The organism is Altibacter sp. (assembly GCF_019913785.1).
Lineage (GTDB): Bacteria > Bacteroidota > Bacteroidia > Flavobacteriales > Flavobacteriaceae > Altibacter.
This window is the reverse complement of the sequence record NZ_JAIOHK010000016.1, coordinates 1-16,618: the sequence shown is the minus strand read 5'-3', so window position 1 is coordinate 16,618 and position 16,618 is coordinate 1. Positions and strand designations below refer to the sequence as shown.

Annotated in this window: 13 protein-coding genes and 1 pseudogene; 10 read left to right on the top strand and 4 right to left on the bottom strand. The window is 39.4% G+C overall.

The window, feature by feature from the left end:
• The first annotated feature begins 29 nt into the window (after positions 1-29).
• From K8F54_RS02245 to K8F54_RS02210, 8 genes are all read left to right on the top strand, one after another.
• Positions 30-938 (top strand): histidine kinase, encoded by a 909-nt coding sequence (locus tag K8F54_RS02245; RefSeq protein WP_290786455.1) that lies wholly within the window; start codon positions 30-32, stop codon positions 936-938.
• Positions 919-1,671, top strand: coding sequence for a LytTR family DNA-binding domain-containing protein (locus K8F54_RS02240; RefSeq protein WP_290786451.1), 753 nt, complete (start codon positions 919-921; stop codon positions 1,669-1,671). The genes K8F54_RS02245 and K8F54_RS02240 overlap by 20 nt, the downstream gene beginning before the upstream one ends.
• A 59-nt stretch (positions 1,672-1,730) precedes the next feature.
• Entirely contained in the window at positions 1,731-4,229 is a 2,499-nt protein-coding gene (locus K8F54_RS02235) for a hypothetical protein (RefSeq protein ID WP_290786449.1), read from the top strand.
• Between the two features lie 90 nt (positions 4,230-4,319).
• Complete coding sequence (locus K8F54_RS02230; RefSeq protein ID WP_290786446.1) at positions 4,320-7,259, top strand: tetratricopeptide repeat protein; 2,940 nt, start codon at positions 4,320-4,322, stop codon at positions 7,257-7,259.
• Positions 7,260-7,572: 313 nt separating this feature from the next.
• Complete coding sequence (locus tag K8F54_RS02225; protein WP_290786444.1) at positions 7,573-7,863, top strand: hypothetical protein; 291 nt, start codon at positions 7,573-7,575, stop codon at positions 7,861-7,863.
• Complete coding sequence (locus tag K8F54_RS02220; RefSeq protein WP_290786441.1) at positions 7,860-9,164, top strand: hypothetical protein; 1,305 nt, start codon at positions 7,860-7,862, stop codon at positions 9,162-9,164. The genes K8F54_RS02225 and K8F54_RS02220 overlap by 4 nt, the downstream gene beginning before the upstream one ends.
• Positions 9,165-9,166: 2 nt before the next feature.
• Positions 9,167-10,900, top strand: coding sequence for an OmpA family protein (locus K8F54_RS02215; RefSeq protein ID WP_290786438.1), 1,734 nt, complete (start codon positions 9,167-9,169; stop codon positions 10,898-10,900).
• A 22-nt stretch (positions 10,901-10,922) separates the two neighbouring features.
• Complete coding sequence (locus K8F54_RS02210) at positions 10,923-11,621, top strand: hypothetical protein (RefSeq protein WP_290786435.1); 699 nt, start codon at positions 10,923-10,925, stop codon at positions 11,619-11,621.
• Positions 11,622-11,658: 37 nt separating this feature from the next.
• On the opposite strand, the gene lipB is transcribed toward K8F54_RS02210, so the two are convergent.
• Entirely contained in the window at positions 11,659-12,381 is a 723-nt protein-coding gene (gene lipB, locus K8F54_RS02205; RefSeq protein ID WP_290786496.1) for a lipoyl(octanoyl) transferase LipB, read from the bottom strand.
• Between the two features lie 156 nt (positions 12,382-12,537).
• Here lipB and K8F54_RS02200 point away from each other — a divergent pair, with 156 nt between their 5' ends.
• The gene (locus K8F54_RS02200) at positions 12,538-14,793 is read left to right on the top strand and encodes a zinc-dependent metalloprotease family protein (RefSeq protein WP_290786431.1); all 2,256 of its coding nucleotides are present in this window, start codon (positions 12,538-12,540) and stop codon (positions 14,791-14,793) included.
• Positions 14,794-14,848: 55 nt separating this feature from the next.
• Here K8F54_RS02200 and K8F54_RS02195 read toward each other — a convergent pair whose 3' ends face one another.
• The 3 genes from K8F54_RS02195 to K8F54_RS02185 are packed head-to-tail and all read right to left on the bottom strand — an operon-like array spanning position 14,849 to position 16,318.
• Positions 14,849-15,373: a hypothetical protein gene (locus K8F54_RS02195; protein ID WP_290786429.1), complete on the bottom strand. Its 525-nt coding sequence runs from the start codon at positions 15,371-15,373 to the stop codon at positions 14,849-14,851.
• Positions 15,374-15,419: 46 nt separating this feature from the next.
• Positions 15,420-16,160 (bottom strand): hypothetical protein, encoded by a 741-nt coding sequence (locus K8F54_RS02190; protein WP_290786426.1) that lies wholly within the window; start codon positions 16,158-16,160, stop codon positions 15,420-15,422.
• Positions 16,160-16,318 (bottom strand): YqaE/Pmp3 family membrane protein, encoded by a 159-nt coding sequence (locus K8F54_RS02185; protein WP_219053340.1) that lies wholly within the window; start codon positions 16,316-16,318, stop codon positions 16,160-16,162. The genes K8F54_RS02190 and K8F54_RS02185 overlap by 1 nt, the downstream gene beginning before the upstream one ends.
• 103 nt (positions 16,319-16,421) lie before the next feature.
• Between K8F54_RS02185 and K8F54_RS02180 the strand changes: the two are divergent.
• Positions 16,422-16,618, top strand: a pseudogene (locus K8F54_RS02180) (helix-turn-helix transcriptional regulator); the annotation flags it as partial.

Below are 16,618 nucleotides of genomic sequence, written 5' to 3'. Positions count from 1 at the left end.
TTTCGGACCCACAGGAGGAAAATGTTCGCGTGTTGCTTTATTATTGTATTACGTTCTTCGTTATTTATGAGTTGATCGAATTTGGCGTTAGGAAATTCAACAAAAGCTACAACTGGATAGCACAACCTTACAAAATGGTGGCTGCAAACACGGCTTTGATCGTCCTTGTGTTTCTACCCCTTAATTATATTGCCGTAGAACTAAATTTCGGGTCTTTCCCTGAAAGGTATTCCAGAAGTCAGATCTACTTTTTAAAACTTAACAATCTTTTTACCGCCCTACTCATACTCTTATATATAAATAGTAAATATTTCTTTTCGTCCTGGGAAAAATCGGTTATTAAAACACAGGAGATTAGTAAACAGCAGGTGAAACAGGAATTGCTGGCTTTAAAGAACCAGATCAATCCACATTTCTTATTTAATAATCTAAATACGCTCACACATTTAGTAAGTGAACAAAAACCGGAAGCTGAAGCATATATTCTTGAATTATCGAATATCTACAGGTATCTGTTGGATGAAAAAAAAGCTGATCTCGTTGCGATTGAAAAAGAACTCAGTATGCTCCATTCATTGCTATATCTTTTAAAAATAAAACACGGTGAAAATATTCAGTTCACTTACCATGAGACCGATTTTAAAAACTTTAAAATCGCCACATTCACATTGCAATTACTGTTAGAAAATGCCGTCAAGCACAATGTAATAACGCGAGAAGACAAATTATACATCGAAATGTATATGGAAGAATCGTATATGGTCATTAAAAACAATGTGCTTAAAAAACCAAATAATGTATATTCCTCCGGAATTGGACTCGATAATATTATAAGCAGATACAAACTGCTGTCTAAAAACAATGTGCTTATTGAAGAAAGCGAAGCTCACTTTATAGTAAAAATACCCGTAATTACCCATGAAAGTACTTATAGTTGAAGACGATTCCCATTCGGCTGAACGCCTAGCCACTATTTTGAAAAAAACGGAGGCTACTATAGATATTCTTGCCGTTTGCGAGTCGGTAAAAGAAGCAACAAGGTGGCTGAACAAGGAAGTCTATCCAGATCTCCTTTTTTTAGACATTCAACTGTCTGATGGAATCTCTTTTGAAATCTTTAATTCAGTAAAAATAAACTGTCCCATCATCTTTATTACGGCATTCGATTCGTATGCCATTGATGCTTTTAAGGTAAACAGCATTGATTATATATTGAAGCCATATACGGCTGCCGATATAAAAAAGGCACTCGAAAAATACAAGAAGCTGGGCTATGGAACAGCGTTTAAAATGGATGAAAAGATAATTTCTGAATTAAAAAAATTAGTCATCCCCAATTACAAATCGCGCTTCTTTGCCAAAATCAATCACACAGTATATTCTATCGCTTCAGAAGAAATCCTGTACTTCAACTTCGAAGACAACGCCACAGTACTGGTGAATAACGAAAACCGCTCCTTTGTTATTCAGTATAGTCTCGATGCCCTAGAATCTTATTTAGACCCGAAACTGTTCTTCAGGATAAGCAGAGGGTTTATCATAAAAATTGACAGTATTAAAAAAATGAATATGTCCTCAAAAAGCAGGATTGAGGTAGTGCTTAAAAACAATGTCAAGGAATATGTGAGTAGAGCCAAGACGAAGGACTTTAAGATATGGTTGGATATGTGAGAATCGCTTTTTATACCTGTTGAAAACATATCGATAAACAATTGCCCTTTATCAAAAATTTGGAGTATTTACTTTCTATTTTTGTCTCAATGGGTTTTCTGAAAAATATCATTTGGGTTTTAATTGCCATCGCCGTCGTTGGATGTGAAAATACCTCTTCCAAAGAGATGGAATTGCTGGATTTTGTTCCCGAAAATGCTTCGGTAGTCTTGAAAATTTCAAATCCTACCGGAAGTGAAACCGGAATCCAATCACTACGACGCGCCCTTTCTTCCAATAGTTTGCTTTCGGCCTTCGACAGTACGAAACCAGCTGCCTTTTTTTCAGAAAAAGCACTGCTTTTAAAATACTTAAATTCTACCAGCGAAAGCCTCTTGTGCATCAATACGCCTAACGATAGCACCACGGTGTATACCTTTATTACCCGGGAGCACCCAAATTTATTTGCACCCGATTCCATAAAGGACAAAACCATCGAAACACTAACCTATAATAAGGTATCCATACAGCGTGTCACCATTGATAAGCAAGTGGCTTTTACTGCGATTAAAGACAGTGTGTTCATTGCATCCTCTTCGCAAACAGTACTGCAAAACATTCTAGAAGGAAAAACCGAACAAAGCGAAACCTTCAAAAAAATTGCACGAATTCAACAGGGCGAGGATCTCAATGTGATGCTAAATACCTCAGCGATGCCATTGACCGATTCGACCAAGGTAAATTTTGCTTCGTGGATGTCGCTGAACGTAGAGGTGCTCCCCAACGCGATAACGGCGACGGGAGTAACTATGGCGGGAGATAGTGTCCCGCAATTGCTTTCGGTCTTTGACGGATTACTGCCTCGACAAAACGATCTCGCTCAGGTCGTTCCAAATGAGGCTCTAGGTGCGATCTCGGTTACTTACAACGATGCCGAAGTATTTCAGAAAAACCTTCAGAAGTTTCGAGGAGAAGTATTTTCAGATAGTTTGGTCAACCCCCTGTTCGAATCGATTAACGAAATAGGCCTTATACGTTTAAAAACAGGTGCTGCCGTTGTTTTAAAGAGCATTGATCCTATTTTAACCGAAGAGAGTTTGCTGAAATATATTTCGGAAGATAACAGCTTCAGAGAGGTGACCATTTATAATTTTAATCAGCCCGAAATATTTACAAAAACCTTTTCGCCCTTCCTTTCGGAGGTAAGTCCCGTCTATGCGTTTCAGCTGGACAATTTCTTTATTTTTTCGGAATCAATCCCCGATGCCGAACAAATTATCACAGCCTATAAGAACAACAGCTGTTTGGCTAAGATGGGGTATTTTGAAACTGCTATCCCACAGTTGAGCACGGCCTCTTCATTGCTTATTTATAAGATGCGGGGAAGTATACCCGATGCTATTTCCCACTTCTTTTCGTCAAGGGCAGCTTCAGAAATAAAAAATGTGGACCTAACATCCTATCCCTTTGCCGCGATACAGTTTAGTTATGATCGCAACTTTGCGCATGTAAATTTGGTTTGTCAAGAAACCGGCAATAGTATTCAAAGTCCGGGCGGACTCACACAATTGTTTGGTTTGGCATTGGACCACAAATTATTAAGCACCCCGCATTTTTTCAGCAACCATAAAACACGTGGGCAGGATGTAGTTGTACAGGATGTGAACAACAATTTATACCTTATCTCGGAAAGTGGAAAAGTACTGTGGACAAAAAAACTACCCGACCCCATAATTGGAAAAATTCACGAGGTCGATCTGCTTCGGAATGGAAAAAAACAACTCGCGTTTACCACTAAAAAAGCGTTCTATGTTTTAGACAGAAATGGCAAACCGGTCTCCCCATTTCCTATAAACTTTAAGGACCCCGTTACACAACCATTGGCTGTTTTCGATTACGACAACAATCGCAAATACCGCTTCGTGGTTACCCAGGGAAAAACTATTTTGATGTACGATTCGAAGGCGCAATTGGTCAAGGGATTTAACTATAAATCGGCTTCTTCAACCATTGTCTTACCTCCGCAACACATTCGTATGGGGAATAAGGATTATTTGCTTATTGCTGAAGAAAATGGAAAATTAAATATTCTGAATCGCGTAGGATCCACGCGAATAAACGTATCCAAGAAATTTGAATTTTCAGACATTCCAATCGCTGAAGAAGCCAATCATTTTGTGATAATCACAAAGGATAATACCAAGGTCAGTATTTCACAAACCGGAAAGATCACTTCGCAGAAATTGGAAGTTTCTGAAGCGTACTATTTTTCGATGACGGGTACCACGAAAGTTACTTTGGACGATAACAAACTTCGCATTAACGGAAAATTGGTGGAACTCCCGTTTGGCATTTACAGCAAACCCTCGAGTTTCACTGTAAATAGAAAGACCTATGTTTCGGTGACCGAAACACAGGAAAACAAGGTATTTATCTTCAACAAATCCGGAATTTTACTCCCCGGATTTCCGGTATATGGAACGTCGGCCATCGATATGGGATCCAGCTCCATGCAGGGTAAAACCATCTTCGTAGTAAAAGGGTCGGAAAAAGAAATCGTATTGTATCAAATTCAGTAAATTATAAGGTGTATTCCTCATTATTTGGGTGAAAACAACAATGACATGATTTACTAATATTTGATTATCTTTAAGCAACCACAAATCTATATGAAAAAAATACTGTGTTTGCTTACCTTGATTAGTACACCTTTTTTTCATGCACAAGAAGGTGTGTCTTTTACATCTTCGATTTCTTACGAGGATTCTTTGGCAATAGTATCCTACCGCACAAAGGTGGCACAGTTTATCAATCCGAATCCGGATAGCGCCTTTTATTACTCCAGAAAAATTAAAGAGCTAGCCGTTAAACGAAAATATGGAGAAGCGATAATAGATGCCGATTATCTCATTGGAAATTGTTTTAAAAGGACACAGCAAAACGATTCGGCTGTAGTGTATTTTAAAAAGGCATTGGCTCTGTCCGAAGAATTATCGTACGATATAGGAGCCGCAAGGGCATACAATAGTCTGTGCAGGACTTACTATTTACTGGGCAGGATGGAGGAGTCGGTTGCAGCATGTGAAAAAGCGATCGAAAGGACGGCCGAGTTTGAGGATCCAAATAATTTAATCTTCGCCGACTCACATATCGCCTTGGCAACGGCCTATGCCAGACAAAATAAACTTGAGGAAGCCATTAAGAAGCTATTGGTGGTCGATTCGGTTCACAATGCAGCACCGCTACGACCCGATGTGATCGCGGCATCGTATCAGAATCTGGGAAATATCTATCTCGACCTGAAAAACTATGATGCTTCCGAGGAATACTATGTAAAGGCCAATAATGAGTTTAAAAAACTTCCGGGTGATGTCTCCTACTATTTACAAACCACCCACATCTATTTGGGACGGGTCTACTTTTTTAAGGGTGATTTAAAAAAGGCCGACAGTCTCCTAACGATAAGTCATAATTTCTTTTCGAATATCAAGGATCAGCGCAATATTGCCGAAATCAGCACCTACTTAGGACAGGTAAAGGCAAAGGAGAATAAATTAACAGAAGCGGAAAATTATTTTAAGGAAGGTTTTGCCATTCACAAGGAAAACCTGCGGAACTATGAAGCCTCTTTAAATGCGATAGAGCTGGCCAAATTGGCAATTGCGAAACTAAAGCCCAACGAAGCCATTCAATATCTAAATGAAGCCGAAAGTCTTAATCAAAGCAGTAAGAATAGTCAAGTAACGCAGGAAATGTACGAACTGCTAGCTAAAAGTGCCGCATTAAAAGGGGATTATAAAAATGCATTTAACTATACCGAAAGGGCCATACATATTAAAGATTCTCTACAAAATATTCAGAGTGCTGAAAGGATACAAGAGATAGAGGCTGTATATCAAACCGAACGCAGAGATAGAGAGATTGAACTGCTCACCTCGAAAAACCAACTGATCGAACAGCAAAAACGAAACCAACTGAATGTTTTACTGAGTGGTCTGGGCCTCACTTTCTTGGTTGGACTCTTCTTCTTTTTCCAGTACCGAAATCGGCAAAGAACCAATCGAAAACTAACCGAGTTGGACAAGGCTAAATCTACTTTCTTTGCAAATATCTCGCATGAATTTCGCACGCCGCTAACACTTATTAAGGGCCCTTTGGAAGATCAGTTAAATTCTGAAAAACTCAGCAAGAACGATCGAAAGAATTTGATTGTAGCCAAAAACAATACCCAACGGCTAGAATCACTTGTAGAACAACTATTGGCATTATCGAAAGTGGAAAGTGGAAACTTCAAACTCAAAGTCGAACCCGGGAATCTCTCTCGGTTTCTCAAAGCGCAAGCCGAAGCATTTTCGTTTAGTGCTAAAGAAAAAAATCTGGATTATAAGATACAGATAAATGAAGCTGAAAGCACACATTGGTTTGACCACGACGCCTTGGAGAAAATTATTTTTAATTTATTGGGAAATGCAATAAAGTACACAGATGAAGGGGGTATCGTCAAAATTGAGGGAGGACTTTCATCATCGAACCACTATGAGATTTCTGTAATGAACTCCGGAAGCTATTTAAGTCCCGAACAGAAAGAAAGAATATTTGAACGATTCTATCAAACAAATGTTCAAAAAACAGGAACGGGAATTGGCCTTGCACTAACCAAAGAACTTGTTGAACTTCACAAAGGGAGTATTTCGGTTGAAAGCAATGCAAACAAGCACACCTGGTTTACAGTTCGCATTCCGGTGGGTAAAGATCAATTTGAAGCAGATGAAATCCTTTCAGAAGAATTACAAAAAGGAGCGGCTAATAGGCTAAATATTTTAGAGGAATATAAAGCACATCATATACAATCCACAGAGGACGCGCCCATATTGCTCATAGTGGAAGACAACTATGAAATACGGAATTACATAGGTTCTATTTTTGAAACTTCCTATCAAATTCGAACAGCTGCAAATGGACAAGAAGGTGTTTCGGCAGCGCTGGATCTGATTCCGGATATAATAATTAGTGATGTAATGATGCCGCTAGAAGATGGGTTTGCACTTACAAAAAAGCTGAAAGAAAACGAATTGACCGCTCATATCCCGATAATACTATTATCAGCTAAAACCGAAGATGAAGATAAACTGGAAGGCATGCACAGTGGTGCCGATGCCTACCTAACAAAGCCATTCAATGCACAATTATTAAAGGCAACCGTTTTTAATTTAATTGAAAACAGGAGAAAATTACAGGCTCGATTTGCACAAGAAATAATTTTGAGGCCGAAGGATATCGCGGTGTCTACCGCCGACGAACAATTTTTGGAACGACTTCAAAAAGTGATGGATGAACATATTACCGATTCCAATTTTTCTGCAGATGCCTTTGCGGTAGAAATGAGGGTGAGCCGAATGCAATTACACCGAAAGTTAAAAGCGATTACCGGGCAATCCACGACTGAGTTCCTACGAGTGCAGCGATTAAAACTAGCCGCCAATCTGCTAAAAGAAAACAAAGTTTCTATTTCTGAAATTGGTTATATGGTAGGTTTTAACGACCCTTCCTACTTTGCAAAATGCTTTAAACAAGAGTTTGGTCGCACTCCTACCGATTATATTTCATAGACATCAAACACTGTACTAATTCTTTGTGACAGCTTCTAAACACAAGCTTGTTACATATCTTATAGTTTTAGTTACAATACTTCTATCCCGCCGCAAATAGGCAAGTTATTTTTACTCTAGAATTTTGATTCCCCAAAAATGAAAAAAAAACACCATGTGTATTCCGGGGCGATTGAGGTAACACCTATAAAACAAATATATCTCAATATAAACCATTTAACCGATGGCATATACACCCTAAAGATTACATATAAGAATAAAGTAATTAAGCAAACAACTTTTAAAAAACCCTTAATATCAAATTTGAAAAAAGATGAAAGCAATTAAAATTATCTCCCTTCTATGCTTCTTGATTTTGGGCGGTCAAGCCAATGCTCAAATTCTTAAAAAATTAGGAAAAAGAGCCGAAAGAGCCGCCGAACGCACCGTTGAAAGACGAGTTGAAAGAGAGACCAGAAAAAGCACCGACAGAGCACTAGACAGTGTAATTGACGCTCCTAAAAAGAAAAATAGACGAAAAGACAAGGCAAAACGTAAAAACGGAGACATCATCGGAAAGGAACAAGATAGCATTCAAGTAACATTTAAAGATCTGCCGTTATGAAAACAAAAGCCCTATTAATTTCACTTATTCTAGTCATTGGCATTGGCTTTTCAGCAAAAGCACAGCCATATACATTGGACGAGAAAATAAAGCCTGTAAAGTTAGAACTCCAAGATGTTAAATCGAAGCAAGGAGCCAAAAGTATTATAGCAAATTCGACCATGATGGACGAGCCCCAATATTATTATGTGAATGGCTGTAGTATGTATCAATTTATCGATGTTTTCATTTTTAGCAATTTCGGCAGTCCAAATTTCACAGTGGAATTAGCTAAGAATACCTGGAATGAAGTGGAGCGGACTGCCACTACCGGTGGATCGAAGAACGGGATTGTAAATTTTAAGCTTCGTACCGAAGGGGATTTCGGTTTTAAGATAGTACCCACAGGGAAAAAGATAAATTATTCCATCATTATTTATGCAAGCGAACCCGTGGAAGAGTTCTTAGGGTCGGCTTTTAAGAAGGCGGATAAAGATACCATCGAGGGCGGTGAAGATTCGGCTTCAGGAGGGAATTCGAAAAGTTCAGATTCCTCAAATACTATTTTGTATATTTTGCTTGGAGTAGCGCTTTTGGTGATTGGTTTTTTGGCATCGAAAGTCCTTTCAAGAAAAAAAACCACCATGCTTCTATTATTGTTCGGTTTAGGCGCTTCTATGTCCGGGTTTGCACAAGGAGTTGAAACATTCGGTTCCGGTGCATTGGAAGATGGTTCCTACGAAGAATGGCTCCGTGAAGAAGTTGAAGCAGGTGTTGAAGCTTTGGATGAAGGCTTGGATCGCCTGGGTGAAGTAGGTGAAATAATTCGAGATGATGAGCGCTACAAAACCGTTAGAGATTTGTACGACTCGTATACAGGGTTGGGCGATTGTATTAGTTCGGTACCTCCTCCGGGGATGCCACGAGTGCCCAGTTTTTGTGAAACCGACGAATGTGGCAGCTGTTTTGTAGAAGCCCGCTCCGATTTTAATACCACTCGGTATAGCTTCGAACGCCTAAAAACAATCTATAATTGTACCAAAACCTTTACCGACGCTGCCATATCTTTTGGCGACAATGTATCGGGGATACACGGTGTATCCGGCTTGGCGTGGCAGTCGGAGCGCAGAAAGATCGAGAAATCTATTAAGAATCTTCAGAAAGCCTATGACAATAAGTATAGAGATCTTTTAGAAGGCCAGAAACGCGCCTTGATGAAATTGAACGAATGTGAAGCCCAACACGGTATTTCAGACTGGTACGATCGTTTTGGCTATATGTATTATGAATTTACCGCCATGCATTATAAAAGACCCGATTGATCATGAAACCTTTTAATTTATTATTAGCGGTGTTGTTGCTCGTATCCTGCAGGAACACTTCCGAAAAGGATGCGAATAAAGACGTTTCAGAAAATAATACTGTCGAAATGGAAGTGCTTCCGGAAACAGAGGATGCATCGTTTGACGATGCCGAGTCCAAGGATAATGAATCGGACCAAAAGCCCTCCTCAGATACCTCTATTTTCGAAATCAATGAACGGTATGTCTACATATCAAAGGATGCGCTTAGTGAAGAAGAAATGAATATGTACACCGAGTTAAGTACTATAAAGACCCGTGAAAGCAATAATAATACTATAGTTTTGGACAATGGTAAGGAATTTCAGATTAACTTAAACGATTTGAAAACACATCTTTCCAACGACACCAATAAATTGAACCGCTTTAAAAATTCTATTGAGCGAAAGGTCACCCATGGCTCTATTTCGAAAGGATTTGAAATTGATGGAATAACTAGAATCCGAGAATGGGTCAATAATTATTCAGGCAGCTTTGTGGAAGATCTTTTAGGGGCGTATCTTTTGAAAAGCCGCATTGAATCACAGACCACATTAAGACGACTGGGCGTTGCCTCTAGTGAAAACAGAATTCCAATACTGTGTGACTTATTGGAAATAACGAAGGCTGAACTAGAATTATTAAAACCATTTCCACCAACCGAGAAGCTTTCAAATTCAAAAATGGCAAAAGCTGCCCTGAATTTTGAAGTACCGGAAGCGGTAGTCACTCATTTAAATTCGGCCACGTGTACGGAAGGGTTTAAAGCGATTATCACCCTATTCAAAAAAAGGCAAAGCAAGGAGCCCAGTCGCTTTATTAAAATGGCCACTGCTGCAAAAGAGGAATTCTATAATTTGAATCCCAACTGGTATGGCAGTGATGATGATATTGGCAACACCTATATAGACGCCCGCCGAAAATATATCTATTTGCCGTTTGGAAGCCTGTCGTTTGCAGACCGGGTTGTATCACACGTACTGGGATCGACACCGGGTTCCAATGCTCCCGGAACCATAGGCGAACCCGATATGGCCTTGGAAAATTTTAGATCGGCCGATCCGCGGATCGGAAATCTTGGAATTAATGGAGTATTGACGCTAGAATTCAGTGATAACACCTTGACAAATGTAAATGGCCCTGATCTCTATGTTTTTGAAATGGGGCAGATCGAACCTACCAAACTGGCAATATCCAAAAATGGAAATGACTGGATTGAAATTGGGAAAATAGAAGGAGGCACCGCTAAGGTAGATATAGAAGGTTTTGTAAAACCCGGCGAAACCTTCAACTATGTCCGCCTGACCGATTTGAATACGTTCAGTACACTTCCGGGTGCCGATGTGGATGCAGTTGCTACCATAGGCGGAGCGCTTCGGTTGAATTTGGACAGTGCCGTGCTCTTCGATACCGGTGAATTTAAGCTGAAGGAATCTGCTGCTGCATTACAAAAACTTGCCGATGCGGTAGCAGAAATTCCCAGCGGAACTATTATCGTGGAAGGACATACCGATAATGTTGGAAGTCCGCAAAGCAATAAAACCCTGTCTGAAAACAGGGCCCGTGAAGTTAGCAACTACTTAAAACAGAAATTAGCAAAGCAATACACCTTTAAGGTTATTGGCTACGGCGAAAGTCAGCCGATAGCCGCCAACGATTCGGAAGAAAACAAACAGAAAAACAGACGGGTAGAAATACTAGTGCTGCCAAAAAATTAAACTAAAAATAAATCCTATAATTATGAAAAAAAACATTCTCTTTCTATCAACCCTATTGATGCTATCTCTAACCGTTTCGGCTCAATACAGTTGCAGCAAATTTTATCCTTTTTCGGAAGGGGCCAAATCACAATTATCGCTGTATGACGGTAAGGGGAAGCTTTCCGGAATGGTGGAATATCATATCCTAAAAATTACCAATACCGGAAGCTCCCAAACCGCTTCTATGACTACCCAGCTCATCGATGAAAAAGGCAAACAAATAAGTGCCTCCGAATATGATGCAACATGCAAAAATGGTGTTGTCTCTATAGATTTTAAGTCATTGATGCGCCCTGATATGATGGATGCCTATGGCGACATGGACGTGGATACGGAAATCACGGGAACAAATCTTGAACTTCCAAATGATCTATCGGTAGGGCAATCACTACCCGACGCCGATTTAAACATAAAAATTAGCATATCTGGTATGAATATTAACATGCAGACAGTAATCACCGAAAGAAAGGTATTGGCAAAAGAAACCCTAACAACTCCAGCGGGTACATTCGAATGTTATGTGCTTACACAAACCATGGTACTGAAATCGATGGCCGCTAACCAAAGCAGGTCTTCCAAGCAATGGATCGCCGAAGGCGTAGGCGTAGTTAAGACTGAGGACTACAACAAACGAGGAAAATTGGATGGGTACAGCTTGTTAACTTCCTTTAGTAAGTAATTCAAATAAAAAAAACCGCAGCCAGACTGCGGTTTTTTTATTGATTTATCTTTTCAACCACTTTTGCTTCAAATAATTGTAAAAAGTGCTTTAGTAATTTTTCTTTTACTTCTTCCATGGAAACTTCAGTTTTACCTAATTCAACGTGTAACGAAGTCACGGCCTTACCTTTAATTCCACAAGGAATCATATGATCGAAATACCCAAGATTGGCATTCACATTTAGGGCAAAACCATGCATGGTGACCCATCTACTGGCTCGTACACCCATGGCGCATATTTTTCGTGCGAAGGGAGTCCCCACATCCAGCCAAACTCCAGTTTCTCCCTTGGAGCGTTCGGCTTTTAAACCATACTCAGCTAAGGTAAGTATGACCATTTCTTCCAAGAAACGCAGGTATTTGTGAATATCGGTAAAGTAATTTTCGAGATCTATAATGGGATAGCCTACTATTTGCCCAGGGCCGTGATAAGTAATGTCACCACCGCGATTTATCTTATAAAAACTGGCGTTTATCGCCGCGAGCTTTTCTTCAGTAATCAATAAATTGGATAGATCACCACTTTTGCCCAAAGTATACACATGAGGATGCTCCACTAACAAAAAGTAGTTGGGGGTATCTAGGTTTGTCTCTTCCCTCCGATTTTTTATCTTAATGGCTAAAATCTCTTGAAAAAGCTGCTCTTGAAAGTCCCAAATCTCCTTGTAATCTCTTAGGCCTAAATCGATAATATCTATATCCTTGTTCAAAAAAGCAATTGATTGTAATGAAGGGTAAAATTATCAATAAATTGAATAAATCGATTCCATTTTGAAGTTTTTTTAACGTTAAAACGACAATAGATTAGCGATCTATTACCAAAATTGAATAAAGTGTTATATTTTTACAATGATTAATACCTTAAAACCAATGTCATGAAAAAAAGTACCTTTAAAACAATTCTCACTTTATCCCTCCTAATTTTTTGTTTTGGGATAAATGCCCAGAACTCCTTTTCACCTTGGGAAATAGCTTCTGAGAGTGAAACAGACCATATTGAAAAAGCATTCAGAAATAGTTTTCCTCAGGAATTTCAACTGTTTGCGTTAAATACAGCTTCCTTAAGAGATGTATTGGCACAAGCCCCGGTTAGATACACAAGTAATTCAAATGTAATCGTCGACTTTCCAACTCAGAATGGGAAGCTGGAGCGTTTTCGTGTGTATGAAGCATCTAGTTTTGCTCCAGCCCTTCAGGAAAGACATCCAAATATTCGTTCCTACATGGCACAAGGTATAGATGACCCTTCGGCAATTGCACGATTTAGTTTTTCAGAAAATGATGGTTTACACGCTATGATTTCATCTGTGAATTACAGTACTATATACATAGATACTTATACCAAAGACAATAACTATTATATAAGCTATACCAGAGCTTCCCTAGAGGCAGATTCTAGAAGTTTTGAATGTTTAATTCAGGAAAGAGCCGAAATAGACTTATCTAATGCTCCTGAAAATGCAGACGATGGTATGCTGAGAACGTTTCGTTTGGCCTTGGCCTGTACGGGAGAATACGCACAGTTTCACCTAACAAATCAAGGGATTGATCCCGGTGCTACAGATGCAGTTAAAAAAGCAGCCGTGCTTACAGCGATGAATACAGCAATGACACGTGTTAATGGTATATACGAAAGAGATATCGCCGTTCATATGGAAATTATTGCTAATAATGAAGACATTATTTTCCTTATTGCAGGTACCGACCCGTATACGAATAATAGCGGAGGAACTATGTTGGGACAGAATCAAACTACATGTGATACTGTGATAGGAAACGCAAACTATGATATTGGTCACGTGTTTAGTACAGGTGGTGGTGGTATCGCCGGATTAGGTGTGGTTTGTACCACCAATCAAAAGGCAAGAGGAGTTACAGGCTTGAGTTCTCCTATAGGTGATATCTTTTATGTAGATTTTGTTTCTCATGAAATGGGACATCAATTTAGAGCAAACCATTCCTTCAATAATTCTTGTGGAGGTAACCGAAATAACGGAACTGCCATGGAGCCTGGCAGCGGATCTACAATCATGGGATATGCCGGAATTTGCCCTCCAAATGTTCAAAACGTAAGTGATGATTATTTCCACGCTATTAGTATTCAAGAAATCTGGAATTTTATATCTGCGGGAACAGGACAGTGTGCGGTACAAACACCCACCGGAAACTTACCTCCTACAGCCGATGCAGGAGCAGATTACACCATCCCCAAATCAACTCCTTTTATTTTAAGAGGAACCGCAAGTGATCCAAATGGTGGAAACGTGCTTTCGCATAACTGGGAGCAAATGAATCAACAAATTGGAACAATGCCACCTCAAAATACATCGGTATTCGGACCTATGTTTAGATCCAACGATGCGCTTGCATCACCAGACAGATATATGCCGGCCTTAGCAACTGTTTTAACCGGACAGACGCAGAGTTTATGGGAAGTTGTTCCTGCTGTCGGACGTACTATGAACTTTAGATATACGGTGCGTGATAATGTTGCAGGTGGTGCATCATCGGCGAGTGATAATATGGTGGTAACTGTTGATGGAGCTTCAGGACCTTTTGTGGTTACATCTCAAAATACAGCCACCACATGGCAAACACAAGGATTCGAAACTATAACATGGGATGTAGCAGGATCTGACGGAGCACCGGTAAATTGTGCTACGGTAGACATTTTCTTTTCGACCGATAACGGACAGACCTACCCTATGCAAATTGCCGATGACACGCCAAATGATGGAAGTCACGATGTATGGGTTCCTGTAGTGAACACGACTGGAGGTAGATTAATGGTCATCGGTTCAGACAATATTTTCTACGACCTAAATGACGGTGTTATCACGGTGGAAGGATCTTTGGCAACAACAGATTTTAATTTCGACAATTTCGCCCTATGGCCAAACCCATCAACTGGAAGCTACAACCTAGCCTTCACTCCTGCATCCGATGAGAAAATTAATATTTCATTGTACGACCTAAGAGGAAGACAAATTAGCCGTCAGGTATTTGAAGATGTTTCAACATCAAGTTTGTTTAATACAACACTTAATTACACCACAATAAACAGTGGCATGTATTTCCTAGTAGTTAAAAATGGAGATAGTGTAGTAAATAAGAAACTAATTAAACTCTAGAGATTAATAGTTTAAAAAGAAAAAAGGCTGTCTAAATAGACAGCCTTTTTTTATACTATAAGGAAGTAGTTTGTTTAATGTTGTTCAGTTCGTGTGAGGGATGTTCCATTTTAAACCTAAGGTCAAATGTTACCGAGGACTCGCTTTTTATCACCTTTAGACTTCCTCTCTCTACGCGATAATATCCCGCTTCACCCTTACAATAACAATGCTTTCCGAACAATAATTTGGCATCTTTCAAGGAAGCGTCGGTAAAACTTGAAGTAGTTGTTCCATTTGGAATCTCAAAATGGATAGTTTCCGAATAATCCCCATCCACAGTTCCCTCCGGCCCTTTTCTTAAGAAAGTATACACCACAACCGTTTTATCTCCTGCTACAATTTCGGGATACAAAGCTCCGGTGCCATCCTCCTTGATAAGAAGGCTTTTATTTTTTTGCACATCCATAGTACATACAGCTTCAGCAGGGCATTCACTATTCACATTCTTAATTTGATTGTCGAGTGTAATCACTTTATCGGCTTTTGTTTTACAACTGCTAAACAGTATAAAGGGAATTAAAAAAAATACTACTTTCATCTTATTGGTTATTTAAATTACTACATTTTGGTACTATCAATATACATCATTTTTCAAACTCCAGCTCCAAATCCAATATATCCGGGTTTTTAAAATAATCTACGAAACTGCGTTCGACCTCAATGGTTTTACCATCTAAAGAGAATGTTGCATCTTCTATAGATGACTTTACAATTTTCCGGGGAAAGGTATACTTCAATTTGTATACCATACTGCTCATAAAGGATTCAGTATTTTTCATGCTGTCTACCTGTTGCTGGTGTCTCACCTTGTCTTTTATGAAGGCATCACGTGAAAATTTACCCTTCTTATACGAATAGGCCACACCCATAACATTGTCTGTACTCTCTTCTCCCTCTACCGATGAGGCATTATTCACCCCGGGCATCAGGCTCGAAGTCTTATCCAACCCCATCATCAAATCATTGGCCTCCTCTATATTGGTAAAGTCGGTATATATATTGAAAAGCATTTTTTTGGTTTCACTGTCCATGATCATATGGATGTTGTAATTCTCCATTCTTTTCAGACTTGCTTGTTCCTCCTTTGGCAGTTGAGAAATACTATCTTTCTTTTCGGCCAAGAATTGCTTCATCGAAATGATCGTATCTATTTTGGACACTATCGAATCGGCCTCATTGCCACCAAAGGCCATGAGCTCGTTCATATTCATCTCAATATTCATACGACCACTTCCATCCTCATTTAAAACAAGGGTTTCTGTAAACTGACAACTGGAAAGCACCAATGTCAAACAGACCAACAGACTTACTTTTTTTAGTATCATTATCTTTTTGGGTTATTTAAAATTATCAATGCGGCGATCACTCCGGGTATCCAGCCACAAATCGTCAATATTAAAACGATTAAAATAGATCCGCATCCTTTATCGATTACGGCAAGTGGTGGAAACAAAATAGAAAGCAATACTCTCCATATACTCATAGTTACAAATTTACGATTAATAGTTTATTAATAGGTCTACCGAATTTGCTTTTGTTACAGGTGTTGGTTTGCAGTGACATTGTGGTTATATTAGTACGCGATTATGAAGAGTACGACAATTCTATTTCTGGCTGTATTTGGCTTTCTTCCCTTAATTTGTCAAGGGCAGTATGAGTTTTCAGGCCATATAGACACGCGAGATTGGCCCGGCGATGTATATCTCTCGGTGGTGGAGGATTACCGAAAAATATCAGGGGTGTACCCCGAGCAGATTCTTTCAAAAACAGCTCCCGATTCCAC